This window comes from Mesomycoplasma hyorhinis ATCC 17981 (genome assembly GCF_000383515.1).
GTDB lineage: Bacteria > Bacillota_I > Bacilli_A > Mycoplasmatales > Metamycoplasmataceae > Mesomycoplasma > Mesomycoplasma hyorhinis.
In genome coordinates this window covers 1-21,828 of record NZ_KB911495.1, presented here as the reverse complement: position 1 = coordinate 21,828, position 21,828 = coordinate 1, and the positions used below count along the sequence as shown (strand labels likewise).

Sequence of the window (21,828 nt, the reverse complement as noted above, 5' to 3'; positions counted from 1 at the left end):
AATGTTTTTAAATCAAAATTTAAATATTCAAATTAAAAACTATGATGGTCCATTAGATTTATTGCTAGATTTAGTAAGAAGTAAAAAAATTGAAATCAAAGATGTAGATGTTGTTGAACTAGCTGATCAATATATTAAAATCATTGATCATTTAAAAGACAAAAACATCAAACTTGCTTCAGAATATTTAGTTATAGCTGCTACACTAATTTACATCAAAGCAAGAGCATTGTTAATTGATAAAACAGAAGAAGTTGATGAAGAATTAGAAATTGATAAAAACAAAATATTAGCAATGCTATATGAATATCAACAGATTAAAGCAATTGCGCAAATGCTTCGTGAACAACTAGATCACAGAAATAATTACTATGAAAAACCAGCAAGTAGTTATTCTGATTTTAAAAGAAAAAAAGATAATAGTAAATTAGATGGAAAGTCTTCACAAATGAAGCTAATTGAAATTTTGAGAATGATGTTTGAAAGAAACACAGCTAAAGAAAAAATTCAAATAAAAACTGATAATATACAAGTAAATCCTGAACAACAAAGTAATTATGTTTTAAAGCTTTTAAAAGAACATGATATGCTGGATTTTGAACAAGTGTTTGCGCTTCCAACATTAAAACATTTTTCAATTACCTTAATTTCTGTATTAGAAATGGCAAAAAAACACATTCTTCATTTAAAACAAGATAAACAATTTGGTGATATTAAAATTTATAAAGGAGGAGAAGAAAATGAAATATAAAGTTATTGAAGCTTTATTATATGTCCAAGGTGAACAAGGACTTACTTCAGAACAATTACAACAATCTTTAAAACTTGAAAAAATAAATGAAGCAAGAAAGCTTTTAAAAGACTATATGATTAAATTCAACAGAGAAAACAGAGGAATTACAATTGTTGAGTTCAATGATGTTTTTAAATTTGTAACTGCAAAAGACGTTAAACCATTTTTAATTGATTTTGTAAGCAATGAAAGAAAATATAAGCTAACAAATTCAGCAATTGAAGTAGCTGCGATAATTGCTTATAAACAACCTGTTACTCGTTCAATGATTAACCAAGTTAGAGGAGGAAAAATTTCTGATTCAATTGTTGGTTCTTTATTAGCTAAAGGAATTGTTGAAGAGTTAGGAAATGCACCAACAGTTGGTAATCCAATTTTATATGGAGTTACAAACAAATTTTTTGACTATTTCAAATTAAGATCATTAAAAGATTTGCCTAAATTTAAAGAATTTGATTATTATGTAGCTGATAATAACACAGATGAAGTAATACAAAAAGAAGCTGAGGCATTTGATTTATATAGTTCACAAAGAGAACTTGATTCATTTGATGAATAAAAATTTTTTTATGAATAGTGTAAGTATTTGAAATAAAGATATTTTTAAAAATAACTCACAAATAAAAACTAAAGATTTTGAGCCATTAAAACTATATAAATCACAAATAATAGCTTCTGTAGGTGAGTTAAAATATCAATTTAACATAGAAAATGTATTTAATTTTGCTTTAAAATTAAAGCATTTTTTGTTATTGTCAAATCAAAGACCAAAAGTAATTTTAAACCTAGAAAATAAACAAATAAATACTAACTTTTACAAAATTATTTATTTTGTTTTATCTACTCAAACTGATATAAATTTAATTTTATTTGAAAAAAATCCTAACTTTTCTTGAGGACAAACAAAAAACGAATTAACTAAACAAGGTTTTGATTTTTTTATTTATCTTAATTCTTTCGAAGATAAAAAAAATAGCTTTTTCCAAATAAATATTTTTAAAAAAAATTGAAATGTTCTAGATCAAAACCAAATTGATCAATTTAATAATATAAGCTTAGAAAAACAAGAAATTGATTCGAGATGAACAACATCTAATTTAGATCAACAAATTAAACAAATTGATCCTTTAAAACTAAAGCAAAACATAGAACAAAAAGCTGATTTTTATCTTTTGCATTTAAAGGAATTAAAACATAAATATTCCTTTTTTAATGATTTAAATCAAGACACACGCCAAACAATTTTTTATATTAATAAAAATCATTTTTTACCGTTGAGTGAAATTAAATTCAATTACAATAAAAAACTTTTTCTTAATAAATTAAATCAAGGAATTATTTGAAAAAAAATTGCTAGAAATGCAACTAAAGACACCGATGTAATTTTTTGACTAAAAAACAAAAATATAGATATTTTATATAAAAATAAACTATTTTTTGAATACCTATCAAAAGCTGAATTACAATTAATTTTTCTTGAATTTTTAAACCAAAAATATTTAGATAATAAACAGGTTAAATTTCTTGTTTATACTCAAACTCCTGAGTTTATAAAAAAATTTTTAAAGAGTTTTTTTCAACAACAAATTATTTTTTACTCAGAAGAAAACATTGAAGATTATTTAATCGAAAAAAACAGGGAAAATGAAGTATTTTTAATAAATCAGCATCAAGTTTTCTATTTTCCAAAAGCTAATTTTTCTAACTTTGATTTAACTTCACAAATGTTCTTTTATGTAAAAATGTTAGAAGTAGTAAAACAAAAAAACACAAACTTTTTTAGCTACATTCAAGAATTAAAGCAAAAATTAAACTTTGAATCAAGATATGAATTTAAAATAAATTTAACTTACAATTATTTTCAAAACTTTTATCAAAATATTCAAAAAGACAAAACTTTTGCTTCACTAAATATTAAAAATTTTCAAATTATTGAAGCAAATCAGTATTCAAGATTTGAAAAAATCAAAGTATTTTTAGAAAAAAATGTTTTTGTTTTTCTTATTTACGACAAAATAAAACAACAACTCAAAACTCTTGTAATTTCTGATTTAAATCAACAAAGTTATCAAGAAGCAATTATTATTGAAAATCAAATTAAAAAAGAACTAAAGAATCAAGCAAAGCAACAATTACAAAGAAAACAAAAGAAAAAAACTGCTATAAAAGTCTTTATTTTAGCTTCAATAATTATTTTAATTTTAATTTTTTTGTTCTATCAAGTCTACAAACTAACTAATCAAAATGCTGAAGAATCTTTTGCAACATTATTAAACGGATTTTATGATGTGTTTTTAGCTAATACAAAAAAACGTTTATTTTTTATTTACATTATTTTATATTTTGTATTTTATGCATTAGGAAGTGGTTTTTTGATGTATCGGGTGATGAAAAAAATAGATGTACCAATGAAGTTTAGACACATTACTTTAGCTTTATTTTTAGGGATTTTTACTGCTTATTCAACTCCTTTTTACTTCGGTGGAGAAATTGTTCAATATTGATATTTGCAAAAAAAAGGTTATAAATTACGTAAATTATTATCAGCTTTTACTTACTCTGCATTTTTACATCAAATTTATCTCTTAATATATTCATTAATAATGTTTCCATTAGCTTTATATTTTTATAGAGATAACTTACTTGTTTTTGATAGCGTTAATAAAATCATTCTTTTGGTTTGATTAATATTTACTATGTTTATTAATTTGTTTTTGACATTAGTTATTTTAGTTTTATCCATTTGGACAAAATTACAGCTAAAATGCATTAAGTTAGGTATTTGATTAATTTCCTTTAATCCTTTGAAAATCTTACAAGACAAGAACAGATTGGACTTCTTTTTCCAAGCAGAAGCACAGTTATTTAAAAAGAATTTCCAATTTGTTATTAAGGATTTTAAGTTCTTTTTGGAAACTTTTATTTACAAAGCTATTATTTTTAGCTTAATTAATATGAGTTTTTTTATTTTATTACAAACAACATACACAGCACATGAGTTAAGTAATTATGCAAGTGAATTTCCAGAATCCACTTCTTTTGTAGATTATATTAAATTTTTAGCTGGTTCTAATATTTTAACAATTTCAAATAATTTAAATCCAACACCAAGCGGACTTGGTTCAATTGATTTGATTTCTTTAATAGTTTTTAAAAATTATTTCCCAGTTACTAATGCAAATCCACTAATCGCAAATGAAGGTGATTATTATTTAAAAGTATTTAATTTTTCAAGTAGGATTTTTACTTGATTAGTTCCTTATGTGGCATCAAGTTTATTTTTACTGATTGTTTGATTTGGAGAAAAACGTCTTGATAAATTTAGAAGTATAAGTTATGCAATGACTTTAGATTCTAACTTAAACAAAAAACAAACTCGAACTCATTTTATTTATTATAAAGTAGCGTATTCAATTTATGCAATTGTTATTATTGCTATTTTGTTAGCCATTTTTCTATCTTAAAAAAAGCAATAAAAAAATGGCGGGTCAGACAGGATTTGAACCTGCGCGGGTTTTCACACCCCTAACGCGTTAGCAGTGCGTCCTCTTCAGCCTCTAGAGTACTGACCCATACCGAGTAATATTTTACCATAATTTTGTTAAAATAAAAACTTTCAGGAATAATTATGCAAATTAAAGATAAATATTTTTTAGCTATTGAAACCTCACATGATGATGCATCTGTTGCTGTATTAAAAGGCCATAAAGTTTTGCATATGTTTAGCATTAGTCAAATTAATATTCATCAAAAATATGGTGGAACAATCCCTGAGTTAGCTTCAAGAGAACATAGCAAAAATTTAGCTATTATTTTAGATCAATTAAATAAAGTCTTTGATATCAATAAAATAGACTACATTTGTTACACAAAAGAGCCTGGTTTACTTGGAAGTTTACAATTGGGTTTTTTATTTGCTAAAGCAATTTCATTAGTTATTAACAAACCAATAATTGCTGTGAATCATTTGATGGGGCATTATTGATCCGCCTTTATTGAAGATGACAATGAGGATAAATTAGATATTAAATTTCCAACTTTAGCTTTATTAGTTTCAGGTGGTCATAGTCAGTTTTTTTATGCTAAAAATGAAAAAGATATTGAAATTATAGGTAAAACTCAAGATGATGCTTTAGGTGAGATTTATGATAAAATTGCTCGTAGATTAAAATTAGGATTTCCTGGCGGCCCTATTATTGATAAACTAAATAAAGAAAATCCTAATCTCAAAGTCGAAAAATATTTTAGCATTCCTGTTACTGAAAATGTTTATAATCTCTCTTTTAGTGGAATTAAAACCCAAGTCATAAATCGCATTAATAACTTAGAAAAACAACACAAAGTTGTTGATAAAATTCAAATTAGTGTTGATTTTCAAAAAAGCATTATTCGTTATTTAAAATCAAAAATCGATTTGGTTTTAAAAGATTTTCCTGATATAAAAACAATTACTTTAGTAGGTGGTGTAGCTGCAAATTCTGAGTTGAGAAATTTAATATTGAGCTATAAAAATGAAGGTTATATAACTAAAATTCCACAATTTAAATATTGCACAGATAATGCTGCAATGATTGCATATGCAGGGATTAATATCTTAAAAAATAAATAAAAAAACCACTTTTTATCAAGTGGATTTTTTATTATCTAAAATATTAATTATATTTTTAAGCATTTAATGATTGATGTTTTTGAACAAATAAATCAAGTCTTGAAGTTTTTCTAGCAGCATTGTTTCTGTGAAATACACCTTTTGTAACTGCTTTGTTAATTTCTTTGTGTGCTTTTGCTACTAAAGCAGCAACATTATCTTGATTGTGCATTGCTGCCACTTTTGCTTTTTTGATAGCTGTTCTAACTCTTGACTTGATTGCATTATTTCTAACTCTTGCTTTTTCATTTGAAGCAATTGCTTTGATTTTGGATTTTATATTTGCCATGAAATCTCCTTAAAAATATAATTATTAAAAATATTGTTAAAAATAAAAAGTAATAAAATTATACTATAAAATAAAATTTATCTAAATAATTTTAATTAGCTAATAGCTTTAATATTTTTTGTTTTGATGGTTTTACTGCTAAATATGTTCCTGAAACTATAACATCTGCTCCAGAATCAAAGACTTTTTTTGCATTAAAATCCTTTATTCCGCCATCAACTTGAATTAAAAATTTATATTTTTTTTCTTTTCTTATCTTAGCTAAATTAGCTATTTTTTTATAGCTATTTTCTATAAATAATTGTCCACCCTTTCCAGGAACTACAGACATAACTAAAACAAGATCAATTTTATCTAAAAAGGGAAATAAAACTTCTTCAGAAGTATCAGGATTTATTGCTATTCCAAGTTTAATTTTTGAACTATATTTTGCTATAAAATCCTTTATATTTGAAGCATTTTCAAAAACTTCATAGTGAAAAGTTGCATATGTGACAACATTTATAATTTGATCAATAATTTTTTCAGGATTATATGCCATAATGTGAATATCACTAATATAATTTGAAAATTTATTAACTATTTTTTTTATTTCAAAAATTTCAATTGCTTTATTAGGTACAAATTTTGCATCCATATAATCATAGTGAATTCATTTAATTCCTAGATTAAAAAGAGTTTTACTTACCTTAATTCTTTGATTTTTTGAAACATTTAATAAAGATGGACTAATAATTTTTGTTTTCATAATTTTTTAAAAAATAAATGTAGTTGTCATAACGAGACTGTGGGATGTTGTTGTTCTTTAATTCTTGTTTTACTTTGCAATCTTCTTCACGCTCAAGATGATGGAAACAAGAACTAAACTTACAAAATTGAGATAAATATCTAAAATTAGCAAATGCTTTTGGTAAATCGTTTTTTGCTATTTCAATATCAAATGAAGAAAAACCAGGAGTGTCAATGATTTTAATTTTGTTTGAAAAAACAATTTGAACAACTCTGGTGGTGTGTTTTCCACGATTTAAACTCTTAGAAATTTCTTGTGTTTGGAAATTGCTATTAGTTAAATTATTAATAAAACTAGTTTTTCCAACTCCTGATTGTCCCATAATAAAAATTAGTTGATTTTGAAGCATTTTTAACAATTTTTCTTCTAAAACAAAGTTATTATTATCAACAAAAAAAATAGAATAATTCATTTGGATATAGTCTTGAAAAATTTTTTTGTAATTACTGTTTAAGTCTTTTTTTGTAATGATAATAATTGGTTCAATTTGTTTTTGCTCAATGATGAGTAAAAACTTATCTAAAAGTTTGGATGAAAATGTTGGTTCCTCAATTGACATACAAACTATTGCTTTGTCAATATTTGCTACTTTTGGTCTAGTAAAAAAATTTTTTCGTGGATAAATATTATAAATAAAACCTTCTTTTTCAAAATCAACATAATCACCAACTAATGGAGAATTTTTATCTTTACGAAGATTTCCATTACATTTTTGTAAATAAAAAAATTCATTACTTCGAGGAATTCACAAATCATAAAATCCTGCAATGACTCTTGTTACTTGAGCTTTCATTTACTTATTTAATCCTACTAAAATCAAGGATAAATTATCATCTGATTGGTTATTAATTGCTGTTTTTAAAAGTGAAATTGCTATGTTATCTAATTCTTTTTTAGAACTTAAAATGCTTTGAAATTCTTTGTTGGATAAAAAGTTAAAAGCACCATCTGAAGATAATAAAAAATAAGTTAAATCTTCAGCATTAATTTCAAAAATATCTAAAAAGAACTTGCTTTTTGGGCCAATTGAAGAAACTATTCTATCTCAATCATCAGTTTTTAGAGCTTGTTCTAAAGTAAGTTTATCTTTTTCTAAATACACAAAATTTAAACGATTATGGTCTTTTGTAATTTGCTCTAGTTCTTGATTGTTGGAAAAACTATATACTCTAGAATCACCTGAATTTAAAACAAATGCTTTTTTAGCTTTTTTTAAGAAGAAAACTGAAGTCATTGTGGTTTTAGTATCTAAATATCTTTCATCTTTTTTAGATAATTCAAACATCTGTTCTCTAGCTGCTGAAATAGTATTTAAATATCAATCATAAATTGCAACTTTGTTTAAAAATTTAGGTAAATTTTTCTTGTTAAAGAAGGATTTAAAAGTTTTTACCACTAAAGAAGAAGCAACTTCACCAGCAAAATGTCCACCTAATCCGTCACAAACCATAGCCAATCAAAAGTCTTTATTTTCTACAAATAAAACTGAATCTTGATTATTTTTTCTTGCGCCTGTTTCTGTTAATATTGAATATTTCATTAGTTTTTATCTTCTTTTAAAATTATTTTTTCAACTTCTTTTGCTGCTACTTTTAAATCTTTATTAACAACAATATATTGGAATTTATGTTGTTGACTTAATTCTTCTAAAGATTTATCAATTCTTAATTGAATTTGTTCATGTGAATCAGTTTTTCTACTAATTATTCTTTTTTTAAGATCATCAAATGTTGGAGGAGCTATGAAAATGGTAACAAGTTGATCACTTTTGTTTGCTTGCTCATACATTTTCATAATGTTTAGTGCTCCAACAGTTTCAATTTCTAAAATAGGACTATAACCTTCTTTAATAATGTTATCAACTTCTGATTTTAGTGTTCCGTAATAATTATTAAAGTGTTTGTTTCATTCAAGAAATTCATTATTTTTGATTTTATTTTTAAAATCTTCTTTAGAAATAAAATAATAATTTTTTCCGTCTACTTCATTAGGTCTTTTGTCTCTTGTTGTTGCTGATACTGAAAGTTTGATTTTGAGATTTGGATTTTGAAAAAGAATTTCTTCAATGCTTCCTTTACCAACACCTGATGGACCTATTAATACTATTAGCTTTGCCATTTATCCCTCATCTTTATATTGTAGAAAATATACAGTGTTCTTAGCATATTTTTTTTCTTTTAAAATCTTAAAATTATCCGGAATTAATTGAGCACCTAAATTTGTTTTATATATTAAAAAACCTTCTTTTTCTAAAATTTGATAATCATAAATTTTGGCAAAAGAAGCTTTAGTTACTTCTATTTGAGCATGTGGAGGATCTAAAAAAATAATAGAAAATTTTTGGTTTTGTACTTCGTCTAACAAAACTAAAGCACTTTTTCTTTGAATAAAATAGTTTTCGATACTGTGTTTATTTTTTAATTCAACAATGTTATCGAAAACTTTTTTATCTAATTCAGAAGCAATTACTTCTTTTGCACCACGAGAAAGTGCTTCAATTCCTATTGCACCTGTTCCTGAAAATAGATCTAAAACTCTTTTATCAGGAATAAAAAACTGCAATGAAGAAAAAATTGCTTCTCTAGTGCGATCCGACATAGGTCTTACAATATTAAAATCAGGATTTTTAATAAGTAAACCTCTATATTTACCTGCAATAATTCTAATCATAAATTCTAAAAATTATAACAAATTTTTAGGAAAACTATAAAGGTTAGCTTCAATAAAAAGCTTTAATTGTTCATAAATTAAAAAATTATCAATTGTATTAACGAATTTCAAATACTGATCAAGATTTAAACTTAAAAAATAATAGGATTTTAATAAAGAAATATTTTGTAAATCCTTGTTTTTGTAGTGTATCTTGCAAAACATTCCACCTAGAGAAAAATTAAAATATATTAAATTTTTGTTTTTCATACATTTAACACATTTATTAAAACTAATAAAATGACCTTGCAAAACTAAATGATTAGCAAGTAAAAAAACTACAATATGAAGATAATTTTGTTCATTAATAATCTCTCAAGCAAGTTTAAGATTTTCAAAAAAATAATTACTAGTTTTTTCTAATTTATTTAGAAAAAAAGAAATGAATCTTCAAAATTCTAGTATTTTAGAATTGTTAAGATCTAAACTGATTTCAGTAGTTGCTTTTTTTAGTTTAGATAATTTGTTGTTTAATCTTGATAAAAAAATTTCTAATTCTGAAATGCTTGATTCTAAAAGTGCAAATTTATTTTTGGATTCTGGTTTTCTAGTTCCTAATGCTACAAATGAAAAAATTCTTTTATTTGTTATTGTTTTAACAATTAAATCTTTTTCTTGAAACTCATAAACTTGAAGAATAAGACCTTTAATTATTTCTGCTGACATAATAACGTATAAATATGTAAAAAACCCTAGAATTATTAATAAATTTCTAATAACTCTAGGGGGTAATGTAAAATCTTTTGTTTTTTATGATAAATAATCCGATATTCGTATTTGAATATATGGTGGCTCCGACAGGAATCGAACCAGTGACACACGGTGCTTCAAACCGTTGCTCTACCTACTGAGCTACAGAGCCATAATGGCGGTCCAGACGGGAATCGAACCCGCGATCTTCTCCGTGACAGGGAGACGTATTAACCACTTTACCACTGAACCTTATTGGTTGCGGAGACAGGATTCGAACCTATGACCTTTGGGTTATGAGCCCAACGAGCTTCCAACTGCTCTACTCCGCTATGTGATTTAATGCATCAATATTATAGCATAAGATGCATTAAAATAATTTTTTTGTTTTATCACTTAAAAGTATTTAACTTTTTGTAATATATGGCGGGCAATGAGGGATTCGAACCCCCGCGGGCTTTAACACCCCTGCCAGTTTTCAAGACTAGTCCCTTCAGCCTCTTGGGTAATTGCCCATGGTGGACCCAACTGGACTCGAACCAGTGACCGACCGGTTATGAGCCGGTTGCTCTAACCAACTGAGCTATAGGTCCAAATCGGTATGTCTAGGATATATGGTGGCTCCGAAGAGATTCGAACTCTTGACCTTTCGGGTATGAACCGAACGCTCTAACCAACTGAGCTACAGAGCCATGGTGGAGAGGAAGGGAGTCGAACCCTCTACCTCCTGCGTGCAAGGCAGGCGCTCTAGCCAAATGAGCTACCCCCCCGTGGTGAAGAAGACAGGATTTGAACCTGCGACCACTACGTCCCAAACGTAGCGCTCTACCAAACTGAGCTACTTCTCCAACTTCTAAAAGTTTTGAAGTATATAAATTATATATTAATTTTAAAAAAAACAAAATAATTTTGTTATTTTCAAGTTTGGTAAATGAATTTTACTGCAATTTTATAAAATTATAAATTATTTTTATAAAATTACAAATTATGAATTTATTTATTCTTTTTAATATTCTTGTTTTAGTTATTGGTTATTTAATAGGTTCATTAAATTTTTCAATTTTAATTTCTAAAATATTTAAGAAAAAAGACATAAGAGAAGTTGGTTCAAAAAATGCTGGTTCAACTAATATGTTAAGAAATTATGGAAAAAAAATGGCGATTATTACTTTAATTTTAGATGTTCTAAAATCTGCTATACCAACAATTATTGTTTCTATTTTACAAAAAAATGTTACAGAATTTGTTTATGTAGTTCCATTAGTAACCGCGATTGGTGTGATAATTGGTCATATTTGACCACTTTATTTTAAATTTAAAGGTGGAAAAGGTGCTGCTTGTCTTCTTGGAGCTTTTTTTGCTTTTAATTTAGTAATTGTTTTAATTGGTTTTGTAATATTTTTTAGTATTTTATTCATTAGTAAATACGTTTCTCTTTCTTCACTTATTGCTCCATTTATCCTTGTTTGCCTTTCATTTATTCCTTGATTTTCATTAGGTCAAATATCATTTTTTACCTTTTATAATCAAGATCTTTTCTGACTAAATCCATTAAGTTTATTAATTGGAGATATTTTTATTATTTTAGCTCATAAAGAAAATATTATTCGACTTATTAATAAAACAGAAAGAAAATTGAAGATTAAAAAATAATTATTTACTTTTTTTGCCATATAAAATTTTGGCTTTATCAATTAATTTTGCTTGTTTATTGTTTCAAAATTTATTTGCACGATTTTTAAAATGTGTTTCATAATCCAAACTTTCTAGTGTATCAAAAAATTGTTTCATAATTAGATAAGCTTTTTGCTTGTCTTTTTGTAAAATATTGTTTTTGATGCTTTGTTCTTTTTTGAAAAGAAGCGATGATTCTTCAAAGATTTTATTTTTTAAAAATGAAGAAGTTTTGATTTTTTCTTTTAAACGTTTATTAAAGAAAAATGTGTTATCTTGATTTTCTAAATAAAGGATTTTGCTTTGAAAAGATTGAGTAATTGAATCAAAACTAATAAAGAAAATATTAATTTTTTTACTTTGAATAACTTTTTTAGCAAAGTGGAAAAATTTAGATTGTAATTTTGGATTAAGAAAGTCTTTGTGATGAATTTTATCTTGAATTTTTACAAAATCTTCTTGTTTGAACACATATAAATTGCCAAGATCAATAACAGAATCAGTTTTAATATTATCTTGAATTTTTGGATTTAAATAAAAAAGATTTGCATTGTTTAAATCAAAATCTAATTCTAATTTACGAATAATAAAACTATATCAAAGATCTTCTTTTCATCTTCAACTAAAAGCAATAAATTTTTGATGTGCACTTTTTTTAATTTCTTCCAAAAATATATCTAGATAGACATTGTGCAAAAGTTTTTGATTAGTTTTTGTTTGCTTCATAATTAATTTTAAATTTTATAGCAAAATAAAGAAAAAACAAAAAAGCAAGAGATTTTCTCCTGCTTTTGACAATTTTTAAAGGTATTATTCTTCAGCTTCTTTATACATTGTGTCAATGATTTTAACTGATTTTACAAATTTTTCTCTTTCCTTTTCGTTTAGAGAAATTTCTAGTACTTGTTCAATTCCATTTCTTCCAATAATAGCTGGAACTCCAACATTTACATCATAAAATCCGTATTCACCGTGTAAGTTTGCACCTACAACCATAACTTGACGTGAGTCTTGAATGATATTTCTAATAATTGAAGCTAAAGCAGCACCAATTCCGTAAAAAGTTGCTCTTTTTCTGTTAATAATTTCATATGCTTTTCTTGAAACAGGATATTCTAATTCTTGTTCGTAGTTCTCTTTAGTTATTCCTGTAGTTTTCGAAAATCTGCATAAGCATTCTCCAGCAATTTTAGCTGCTGAAAAGGCAACAAAAGAACTATCTCCGTGTTCACCCATTACATAAGCTTGAACTGATTGAGTAGAAACTCTTGCTCTTTTAGCAATTTCGAATTGTAATCTTCTAGTGTCTAAAATTGTTCCTGAACCAATAACTTTTGAGTGATCAAAGCCTGTTTCATCACGATAAGCTCTTGTAATAATATCTACTGGATTTGAAGCTATTACTGTAATTCCTCTAAATCCACTTTCTTTTACTTTTTGTCCTATTTGTCTGATGATTCTAATATTATCTTTGATAAGTTCTAATCTAGTTTCACCTGGCTTTTGAGGTCTTCCTGCTGTTATAACAATGAAATCTGCATCTTTTAAATCTGCATATTCTGCTGCAAAAACTCTAAATGGTCTAACAGATGATGCTACAACATCTTCAAAATCTAAAACATTTCCATCACGAAAATCATTGTTTAAATCAATAATTCCATATTCTGAAGCTAAACCTTGATTCATTGCTGAATATAAGAAAGAATTTCCTACGTTACCTGCTCCAATTAAAATTATTTTTGTTGCTTTCATTTTGTACCTCTTTTTTTTTTTTTTTTTTAGTTAAATATAAATTTATTTATTAACTTTTTCAATACCTTTTGAAGGTCAAAGTTTGTAAGATGAATTAGGTTCTTTTGAAAGTAAAATTCCCACAACTGAAAGTGCAGCTAGAATAATAAATACTGCATATGCAGCTTCTGTTGATGCTGATTTAATTCCTGCAACTAGAACAGTTGCTATAGAATAAAATGCATAACCTAATCCTCAGATAAGTCCAAATTGATATCCAACTTTTTTAGGATTTGATCCTTTGTATTCGTGAGGAAGATTTAAGATAACACCTTGAATTCCTCAAAGCATTACTCCCATTAAAAATCCTAAAATATAGAATAATCAAGTTCCATTACCTAAACCATTAATTGCTAAGTCTGTTTTTGAAGAATTTAAATTTGCTGGTACAACCATGTATAAAAATACAATAGTTGCTAAAACATAAAATAAAACTCCTAAACCTAAAACTAATCCAATAAAGTATCTTCTTTTTAATTTGTACTTAGATCATAAACCTACAGTAAATGGTCCTGCAAATATACCACATAAGAATATAATTAAAAATACACTAATAATTGGATTGAATTGTGTTGAAATTTTTGTATCTAATGAATAAATATTATTGGACATTCCCGCGAATAAAGTATTCGAAAAAGCTGAAGGGAATACAACTGCTATTAATCAGCTTCCATATAATAATGTTCAAATTCAAGTATCTTTTTGTTTAATAAATCTTCAAATTGATAATTTTTCTTGATTAGGATTTGCTAATTGTGCTTCTTTTTCTTTTCTAATTGTTGAAGGATAAATATCAAATCTAGAACCTAATAAAATATATCCAACTAATGGAATTAAAGTTGCTAAACCAAATCCCAAGTAAATTTCTTGTCAGTAAGCACTAACTGCTTTTGATACTGAAGAATCAAAAGCAAATGGTGCTAATGTAATAATGGTACCAATTGGATAAAACCAAGGTGTAAATTGTGAAATAACTGCTTTTTGACCGTTATTGAAGTATGCAGAAACAATAGGTTGTACTAAAACAATCATTGTTGTTCCTCCAATAGCTAGTAAAAGTCTCATTATAACAAAACCAGCGTATGTTGGAGAATAAGGTGCGATAATTCCAAAAAGCATTAATCCAAGCGCTAAAATAACTGCGTATTTATGTGTAAGTTTTGCAATTGCTCAACCCACAGCTATAGAACCAATAGCTCTACCAATTGTAATTCCAAAGTTTGTTCCTTGACTAGTAATTTCTGATACAGTAGATGTAGGGAAATAATAACCTAAAGTACCATATCCCTCAGCTCCGGTTTTTCCATTTAAACCAAATGCTAGACCTCAGTCAACTACAAAAAGTAAATATGAAAATACCAGTAGAAACCATAAAATAATTCCTACAGAAAAAGTTAGTGGTTTTTCTTTTATATGTTTAGGCACTAAATATTTTCTGATATCAATGCTCATTTTGTTTCCTTTCTTTTAGTATATAACTATTTAATTATAAATTAAATTAAGGAGAAAATAAAAAGTTTCAAGACTAAATCTTGAAATTCATAAAAATAATAACTTAAATAAGTACAAAAACTAAAATGGTAATGCCAAAAAAGATAAATGTTGAAACTGAATCGGTTAATGTAGCTAAAATTGGAGCTGACATAACTGCTGGATCTCTTTTAAGAATTTGTGCCAATAAAGGAATTGAAGATCCTAACATTTTTGAAAAAATAATAACTAAAAACAAAGAAAAAGAAGCAGCTGCTGAAATAATCAAAATGTAGTCTTTGTGTGCTAAACCATTGTGCACATGTTGAATATTTATTGTATGCTCACCAGTTACTATTTCATAATGAGGTTGTTGATTGTTGAATAAATCTTTACTAATTGTAAAATAAATTAATAATCTTACAAAATTAATTACCATCAAAATAGTGCCAATAATGCTACCAACAGCTAATTCTTTTAAAAATACTTGTTTAAAGAAGTTTTTTCGTTCAACTTCTGCTAGAGAAATTGCCCGAACAATTGTTGTTGCAGATTGAGAACCAGCATTTCCAGCTGCACCAGAAATAACTGGAATAATGGAAACAATAGTGCTTATAAAAATTGAAAGACCCAAAACTTTTAAACGTTGATTTTGTGCAATGGAATCAGTAAACATTTGAATTATTACTTGAGAAAGAGTAGAGCCTAGCATTAAAATAATAAGTCAAAAAATTCTTGATTTTACTATTTGCAACACTGTTGTTTTAACATAAGAATCATCAATTTTTTTTGAAGAAATACCAGCTAATTTATACATATCTTCTGTTGCTTCTTCTTGAACAATATCAATAATATCATCAGCTGTAATCATTCCTACTAATCTTTCTTTGGAATTAACCACAGGAAGAACTGAAAAATCATTTTCAGCAAAATAATGAGCTACTTTTTCTTTTAAATCAGTTGTTTTTACTATCGGGGTTGCAAAACAAATATCTTTAACTAATTCATTTTGATCAGAAAAAACAATATCTTCTAAAGTAATAGCACCAATAATGTGTTTTTGATGATTAACTACATAGTAATAATGCACTAATTCAGCTTCATCTTTATAGGTTCTAATTTTATCTAGTGCTTGTTTTGAAGAAAGATTCTCATCTAAATAAACAATGTCAACAGACATAATTGAACCAATTTGTTCATCAGTGTATTTTAAAAGTAAGTTAACAATATTACGAGTGTTTTTATCAATATTTTTTAAAATTTTATTAGCAACATTATCTGGAACTTCTTCAATTAAATCAGCAATTTCATCTGTGTAAAGTTCTTCAAGTAATGCATTCATTTGTTCATCAGGAAGACCTGCAATTAGTTCTTCTTGAATATCTGAAGCAAAATAAGAAAAAACCTCAGCAGCTGTTTCAGTTGTAAGCATTCTAAAAAACATTGATCTTTCATATAAAGAAAAATGCGAAACTTCTTCAGCTAATTGAGCAGCAGTGACTTGATTTGAATATTGTCTAACTCCATTTAAGTCTTTTTTACGAATTAGTTCTAAAAGTGTCATAACTGCTCCTTAATTTTTAAATATTTACAATATTGTGATTTTTAAGGATAGCCTCTAATTTACGAGAAAAATTTTCAAAAGATACTGGTTCAATTTTTCCTTTTTGACTTATCCCAATTTCTCCTCTTTCTTCTGAAACAATAATTGTTGTTGAATCAGATTGTTCAGAGATTCCCAAAGCAGCTCTATGCCTGGAACCATATTTACTTAGCACAGATTTTTGTGTAAGTTTAAAAAACGTTGAAGCATAAATTATTTTATTATCTCTTATCACAATTGCACCATCGTGAAGTGGAGATTGTTTGTTGAAAATGGCAAGAATAAGCGAAGAAGAAATATTTGCATCTATTTTAATTCCATCAGTTCGAAGATTATCAATTGCTACTTTATTTTCAATAGTAATAATAGCTCCTGTGTTTGTGGCTGATAAATATTTAACAGCTGTTGTAATTTCGTGTACTAAACGTTTTTGTGTAGAGCTTGAAAGCTCAGCAAATTTTGTGCTCTTCGATGGAAGTTTTTTAACAAGAAAAAAAAGTTGTTTTGCAACAAACAACAAAAAAAAGATGATAAGCAATGTTAAAATAGCAATTTCGTAATTTTGTGACATAACTTTTGTACCTTTTTTGAATGTTCTATATATTTTAACAAAAAATAAAAGAAACTTCAAAAAGTATTTCCAAAAACAACAATTTTGTAATAAATCTTTAGCAGTTTGTATCATTTATTTTTATGAATCTAACTTTTGATTACTATATTTAAAAATAATATTTGAAATAAATTATATTTGCTAAAAACAAGGAAAAATTTAATATTAAAATCTAGAACTTTTACTTATTTAAACAACAAAAAAGATACTTGATAAAAGTATCTTTTAAATATTATTGTAAGCTAGGAAATTTTATTTAGTTACTACGAGCATAAAATACAAATACTAGAACTAGTATAACCACCACTGCTGCTACTAAGAATCATACTAAGAATCATAGAATTAAGTTTTTGTTTGTTCATCAACTAACTTTGTATTCTTGTTCAGAATCCACTTTTGAAACAACAAAACTTGAATATGATTGAGCTGCTTCAGGATCAAGAACCATTGGTAAATTTCTTCTTTGAACTTCAGCTGCTAGCTGTTCATTAGATACTGAGAATAAGTTTCCAAATCCACAAGTTGGGCATCCACCTTCTTGTAGTTTAGAATGATCTAAATGTCCACCCACAGGATAAGTTACTGAAGTAAATGGAACTCTATCTGGTGTTTCAGTTTCAATAGAAACTTCTGCTTGTCCTTCATTTTCTACTAATTTGTGAACATGTAAATCTTCTTGTTCTTCTAGTTCTTGAACTGAGTGTACTTCTTCAACAAGTGGATTTGTACTGTAATCAAAATCACAATCGCAACTTAATGTGTGTTCTGGCTCTTGTGCTTTTTCAACAATTTCTCTACATCATTCATCATGACATCATGAATTGTATGCTTGATCTTCTATGTGTTGAATTTCAATGTATTCAACTTGTTCGTTTTCAAAGTCTTCAAATAATCTTGGTTCTAAGTCTTCAACTTCTGTATTTTCTAATTCACAAAGTTCACAGTGAATTTCTTCATCATCGTGTACTGTTGGTACTTTGCATTCTTCACATTCTTGAGTTTGTACTAAACAAGCTTTACATTGTTTGCATTCATCACATTCCTTGCATTCTTCACAAGTTGGCTGTTGTTCTTGTGTACATCCACAAACTTTTGTGTCAGCTTGTGTATTGCAATCTAAACACGCTTGGGTTTCGTCAACACATTCACAGTGTTCTTCTGAACAATCACAAGATTCTTGAACACATCCACAAGTTTCTTCTTCACATTCACAAGGTTCGTTTTCATAACCACAAGTTAATTCAGTGCATTCACAGTGTTCTTCAGTACAAGCACAAGTTGTATTAGGACATGCACAAGACTCTTCTTGACATCCGCAATGCTCTTGGGCACAACTACAGGTTGCTTCTTGGCATCCACAAGTTAACTCTGAACAACTACAGTTTTCTTCACATTCTTGACATTTGCAAGCTTCACAATCACAGCTTTCTTCAGTTTCTTTTAATGAACATCCACAAGGTTCTTTTCCTTCTTGAACTGGTGAATCTGTATGATGAAGTTCTTCGGTTTCTAATTCGGTTTCTAATAAATTAACAACTTGTCCATTTTTGAGTCTATAAAGAATTTCACTGTGTTCTAGATTTTTACAAATATCACAAGTTGCAACGTGTTGACATGCTAAACAAACTTCTTCTTCTAAATGAACTGTTTCAAAATGGTCATCTTCTAAATCTGTTAGCTCTATTGGTTGCTCAAAAGTTGCTTGTTCTTCAAATAATTCTTCTTGAACAGGTTCTTTAACATAAATTTGTTGTTCATTGCATTGGCCATTACAACTCTCGCATAGATCACATACATTTTTGCTATTAGCACAACCTTGGCACACATCAGTACTAATAACTTCTTCATCAAGTAGTTTGCAGCTTAAACATTCTTTGTTGCTTACTATTTTTTCAACAGTTTCTTCTTTTAATACGACTGGTTCTTCCGATACAGTTTGCTCTTCAACAACTTCCCCTTCTAATGTTGCTTCAACTGGTTTTGATGAAGCTAATCTACAAATTTCACATTCTTCACTAAGAACTTCTTCTTCTTCTTCTTCTTCTTCTTCTTCTTCTTCTTCTTCTTCTTCTTCTTCTTCTTCTTCTTCTTCAACATCGTAATCTTTTGCACTTTCAGCTTCTTCTTGTTGAGCAGCAAATTTACAAATTTCACATTCTTGATCATGCTCTTCTTGTGGTTCTTCTTCTGTAGTAGAAATAATTGATTCTGTATCTTCTTGTAGTTCTTGAATTTTTTCTAAAGAATCAATTTTAGCTAGCTCTAAAGTTCTTTCTTTGTTTTTTTCAGCTAATTCTTGAAATTGTTCTTCAGCTAATTCTACAGAGTTTGATAATTCCTTCTTATCAGAAAAAACATCATTGTAAAACTCTAATCTTTGTTCAGTAGTTAGTTTATTTACATTTAATGGGAATCTAAGAACTCTTCTAAAGTTATTATCTTCTCTAACCCATAACCTTGCTGGAGCATTTAACGAGTTAATAGCAACTACAATATCATAAAAATTATCATAAATACCGTGAACTTTTTTTGCGTACCTTAATCTATAGGTACACTTAGGTTCACTGTTTTGTGAGGTTTCTTTAGCACAGATAATAGTACAATAAAATTTTAATATCATGTGTTCTCCTGTTTGTTTAAAACTAAATAATAGCTTACAATAAGTTATTAAGCATATTTTATAGGAAATTTATAAAGAAAAAAGCAAAAAAATTATTTATTTTTCTTTATATTTGCTTTATTTTTCTTCTTTTGTTTGTTCTTTTTATTAAAAAGAGTACAAAACAATTAAAAAAGAAGGAAATTCAAGCAAATATTAATTATTTTATAAGAAAAATTATATTTTTTCTTTTCTTCTAATATATAATTACAAAACTGAAAAATTAAAGGAGAATTGAAACACAATGCAAAGTTTTTTAAACAAAAAAAGTATTAATGACTTAGATTTAAAAGATAAAAAGGTTTTAGTGCGTGTTGACTACAATGTTCCTATACAAAATGGTCAAATTACTTCAACTAAAAGAATTAAATCTACATTACCTACTATTAGAAAAATAATTGAAGAAGGTGGAAAAACTATTTTATTTTCACACCTTGGAAGAGTAAAATCTGAAAAGGATTTAACAAAAAAATCTTTAAGAATTGTTGCTGAAGAATTAGCAAATGAATTAGGTCAAGAAATAATTTTTGTTCCTGTTACTAGAGGCGAAGAACTAGAACAAGCAGTTGAAAGTCTACAAGCTGGAGAAGTTCTATTAGTAGAAAACACAAGATTTGAAGATTTAAATAATAAAGCAGAATCTAAAAATGATCCAGAACTTGGAAAATACTGAGCTTCTTTAGGTGATGTATTTATTAACGATGCCTTTGGAACATTACATAGAGAACACGCTTCAAATGTAGGAATAGCACAACACATTCAAGAATCTGCTATTGGTTATTTAGTAGAAAATGAACTAAAAGCATTAACCAAATTAATTGATAATCCAAAAAGACCTTTTGTCGCTATTGTTGGTGGAGCAAAAATTTCAGATAAAATTGGAATAATTTCTTCATTATTAGAAAAAGCAGATAAAGTCTTAATAGCAGGTGGTATGTCATATACTTTTAAAAAAGCATTAGGATTTGAAATTGGAATTTCAATTGTTGAAGATGATAAAATCGAATTAGCTAATGAATTGCTAGAAAAATACTGAGATAAAATTATTTTACCAATTGATAATGCGATGGCATACGAATTTAAAGATACACAAAGACTATATAACACAAGATTTCCATTACAAATTTTAAAAGATGCTGAAGGATTAGATATTGGACCTTGAACTCTTAGATTATTTAGAAATGAGTTAAAAGGTGCTCACACTGTTTTATGAAATGGAACACTAGGAGTTGCAGAATTTAGTAATTTTAAATGAGGAACAGAAGCAGTAGCAAAAGAAATTAGTAAATTAGAAAACGCATACACAGTTATAGGTGGTGGAGATTCAGTAGCTGCTGTTGAAGCAAATAATTTACAAGATAACTTCAGCCACATCTCAACTGGTGGTGGAGCTTCAATTACATTTATTGAAAAAGCAGATCTAGTTGGATTACATCCTATTCAAGAAAAATAGAAATTAATAAATAAAAAAACCTTGAAAATGAGCAGATCCCCTTTTCCTAGAAAAATAGAAAAGGGGATTTTTTATGAAGTATTCATTAGAATTTAAATTAGAATGTGTAAAAAAATACAAAAGGGGAATTGAAATTAAAAAGCCTGATTTTGCTAATACAAGTCAAAAAAATTTATGACAAATTAGGAGTTGAAGGTCTTAAGAAAAAACCACGAAATAAAAAGTGAACTATAGATCAAAGATTAAACATAGTTAAAAGATTTTTAGCTGGTGAACCAATTGTTAAAATTTCACTTGAAAATAATCTTAATCCAAGTCAAATATCTTTTTAACGAAAAAATATTTAGAATCGGGAATTAGTGGTTTAGAATTAAATAAAGGAAGACCAATAACGAAATCTAAAATTCTTAATAGTAAACGTTCAAAAGTTTCAAAAAATTTAAATAGTAAAGATCAATCTAATTCTCTAACATGTGTATATAAAGAACTCAAACTTCTTAAAGAAGAACTCATACATTTTAAAAAAAGAGAAAAAAAACTTTGAAAAAGAAATTAAACTTTTAAAAAAGGAAAATGAAGTTCTAAAAAAGTGAAAAGCCTTGGTAGAGATCTTTGACTCAAATCAACCAAGGCAAGAAAAAATAAAAAA

General features: G+C 27.0%; 19 protein-coding genes, 9 tRNA genes and 1 pseudogene. 7 read left to right on the top strand and 22 right to left on the bottom strand.

From position 1 onward, the window contains the following. Position 1: 1 nt before the first annotated feature. From F801_RS0102810 to F801_RS0102800, 3 genes are read left to right on the top strand one after another with little or no spacing between them, the layout of a single operon-like run. Positions 2-751, top strand: a complete 750-nt coding sequence (locus F801_RS0102810; protein ID WP_013302239.1) for a segregation/condensation protein A — start codon at positions 2-4, stop codon at positions 749-751. After that, complete coding sequence (gene scpB / locus F801_RS0102805) at positions 741-1,352, top strand: SMC-Scp complex subunit ScpB (RefSeq protein ID WP_015084182.1); 612 nt, start codon at positions 741-743, stop codon at positions 1,350-1,352. Before F801_RS0102810 ends, scpB begins: the two co-directional genes overlap by 11 nt. 10 nt (positions 1,353-1,362) lie before the next feature. Further along, positions 1,363-4,257: a lysylphosphatidylglycerol synthase transmembrane domain-containing protein gene (locus F801_RS0102800; protein ID WP_015084183.1), complete on the top strand. Its 2,895-nt coding sequence runs from the start codon at positions 1,363-1,365 to the stop codon at positions 4,255-4,257. A gap of 17 nt (positions 4,258-4,274) precedes the next feature. On the opposite strand, the gene F801_RS0102795 is transcribed toward F801_RS0102800, so the two are convergent. Next, a tRNA-Ser gene (locus tag F801_RS0102795) sits at positions 4,275-4,365 on the bottom strand. Positions 4,366-4,421: 56 nt separating this feature from the next. On the opposite strand from F801_RS0102795, the gene tsaD reads away from it, so the two are divergent. Next, positions 4,422-5,402 (top strand): tRNA (adenosine(37)-N6)-threonylcarbamoyltransferase complex transferase subunit TsaD, encoded by a 981-nt coding sequence (gene tsaD, locus F801_RS0102790; RefSeq protein WP_013302241.1) that lies wholly within the window; start codon positions 4,422-4,424, stop codon positions 5,400-5,402. Positions 5,403-5,457: 55 nt separating this feature from the next. Here tsaD and rpsT read toward each other — a convergent pair whose 3' ends face one another. The 15 genes from rpsT to F801_RS0102715 form a co-directional block, all read right to left on the bottom strand. Then, the gene (gene rpsT, locus F801_RS0102785; protein ID WP_013302242.1) at positions 5,458-5,730 is read right to left on the bottom strand and encodes a 30S ribosomal protein S20; all 273 of its coding nucleotides are present in this window, start codon (positions 5,728-5,730) and stop codon (positions 5,458-5,460) included. Positions 5,731-5,821: 91 nt separating this feature from the next. Then, positions 5,822-6,478 carry a ribulose-phosphate 3-epimerase gene (locus F801_RS0102780; RefSeq protein WP_015084184.1) on the bottom strand — a complete coding sequence of 219 codons (657 nt, stop codon included), beginning with the start codon at positions 6,476-6,478 and terminating at the stop codon, positions 5,822-5,824. Then, the gene (rsgA, locus tag F801_RS0102775) at positions 6,459-7,313 is read right to left on the bottom strand and encodes a ribosome small subunit-dependent GTPase A (RefSeq protein WP_013302244.1); all 855 of its coding nucleotides are present in this window, start codon (positions 7,311-7,313) and stop codon (positions 6,459-6,461) included. The genes F801_RS0102780 and rsgA overlap by 20 nt, the downstream gene beginning before the upstream one ends. Then, positions 7,314-8,060, bottom strand: a complete 747-nt coding sequence (locus tag F801_RS0102770) for a PP2C family protein-serine/threonine phosphatase (RefSeq protein WP_020104614.1) — start codon at positions 8,058-8,060, stop codon at positions 7,314-7,316. Further along, entirely contained in the window at positions 8,060-8,638 is a 579-nt protein-coding gene (gene gmk, locus F801_RS0102765; protein ID WP_014335597.1) for a guanylate kinase, read from the bottom strand. The genes F801_RS0102770 and gmk overlap by 1 nt, the downstream gene beginning before the upstream one ends. Further along, positions 8,639-9,190, bottom strand: a complete 552-nt coding sequence (gene rsmD / locus F801_RS0102760; protein ID WP_015084186.1) for a 16S rRNA (guanine(966)-N(2))-methyltransferase RsmD — start codon at positions 9,188-9,190, stop codon at positions 8,639-8,641. A 12-nt stretch (positions 9,191-9,202) separates the two neighbouring features. Continuing rightward, positions 9,203-9,895, bottom strand: coding sequence for a recombination protein O N-terminal domain-containing protein (locus tag F801_RS0102755; RefSeq protein WP_013302248.1), 693 nt, complete (start codon positions 9,893-9,895; stop codon positions 9,203-9,205). A gap of 120 nt (positions 9,896-10,015) precedes the next feature. After that, a tRNA-Phe gene (locus tag F801_RS0102750) sits at positions 10,016-10,091 on the bottom strand. Between the two features lie 4 nt (positions 10,092-10,095). Next, positions 10,096-10,171 (bottom strand) — tRNA-Asp (locus tag F801_RS0102745). Between the two features lie 4 nt (positions 10,172-10,175). After that, positions 10,176-10,251, bottom strand: a tRNA-Met gene (locus F801_RS0102740). 92 nt (positions 10,252-10,343) lie between these two features. Continuing rightward, positions 10,344-10,434 (bottom strand) — tRNA-Ser (locus F801_RS0102735). 1 nt (position 10,435) lies between these two features. After that, a tRNA-Ile gene (locus F801_RS0102730) sits at positions 10,436-10,512 on the bottom strand. 22 nt (positions 10,513-10,534) lie between these two features. Further along, positions 10,535-10,611, bottom strand: a tRNA-Met gene (locus tag F801_RS0102725). Between the two features lies 1 nt (position 10,612). Further along, positions 10,613-10,689 (bottom strand) — tRNA-Ala (locus tag F801_RS0102720). Position 10,690: 1 nt separating this feature from the next. Then, positions 10,691-10,767 (bottom strand) — tRNA-Pro (locus F801_RS0102715). A 139-nt stretch (positions 10,768-10,906) separates the two neighbouring features. Between F801_RS0102715 and plsY the strand changes: the two genes are divergently transcribed. Further along, on the top strand, positions 10,907-11,572 hold the full coding sequence (gene plsY / locus F801_RS0102710; RefSeq protein ID WP_015084187.1) for a glycerol-3-phosphate 1-O-acyltransferase PlsY: 666 nt from the start codon (positions 10,907-10,909) through the stop codon (positions 11,570-11,572). Here the strand turns inward: plsY and F801_RS0102705 are convergent, their stop codons facing one another. The 6 genes from F801_RS0102705 to F801_RS04380 all read right to left on the bottom strand — a co-directional run bounded on the left by F801_RS0102705 (position 11,573) and on the right by F801_RS04380 (position 19,687). Then, positions 11,573-12,319, bottom strand: a complete 747-nt coding sequence (locus F801_RS0102705; protein WP_015084188.1) for a hypothetical protein — start codon at positions 12,317-12,319, stop codon at positions 11,573-11,575. Positions 12,320-12,403: 84 nt separating this feature from the next. Beyond that, positions 12,404-13,345 carry an L-lactate dehydrogenase gene (locus F801_RS0102700; protein ID WP_015084189.1) on the bottom strand — a complete coding sequence of 314 codons (942 nt, stop codon included), beginning with the start codon at positions 13,343-13,345 and terminating at the stop codon, positions 12,404-12,406. 42 nt (positions 13,346-13,387) lie between these two features. Beyond that, positions 13,388-14,836: a hexose phosphate transporter gene (locus tag F801_RS0102695; protein WP_015084190.1), complete on the bottom strand. Its 1,449-nt coding sequence runs from the start codon at positions 14,834-14,836 to the stop codon at positions 13,388-13,390. A gap of 103 nt (positions 14,837-14,939) precedes the next feature. Continuing rightward, positions 14,940-16,418 (bottom strand): magnesium transporter, encoded by a 1,479-nt coding sequence (gene mgtE / locus F801_RS0102690; protein ID WP_013302253.1) that lies wholly within the window; start codon positions 16,416-16,418, stop codon positions 14,940-14,942. A 16-nt stretch (positions 16,419-16,434) separates the two neighbouring features. Then, positions 16,435-17,028 (bottom strand): diadenylate cyclase, encoded by a 594-nt coding sequence (locus F801_RS0102685; RefSeq protein WP_015084191.1) that lies wholly within the window; start codon positions 17,026-17,028, stop codon positions 16,435-16,437. A gap of 295 nt (positions 17,029-17,323) precedes the next feature. Next, complete coding sequence (locus tag F801_RS04380; protein WP_020104612.1) at positions 17,324-19,687, bottom strand: hypothetical protein; 2,364 nt, start codon at positions 19,685-19,687, stop codon at positions 17,324-17,326. Between the two features lie 283 nt (positions 19,688-19,970). On the opposite strand from F801_RS04380, the gene F801_RS0102675 reads away from it, so the two are divergent. Next, positions 19,971-21,179 (top strand): phosphoglycerate kinase, encoded by a 1,209-nt coding sequence (locus tag F801_RS0102675; protein WP_020104611.1) that lies wholly within the window; start codon positions 19,971-19,973, stop codon positions 21,177-21,179. Positions 21,180-21,252: 73 nt separating this feature from the next. After that, positions 21,253-21,828, top strand: a pseudogene (locus F801_RS04045) (helix-turn-helix domain-containing protein); the annotation flags it as partial.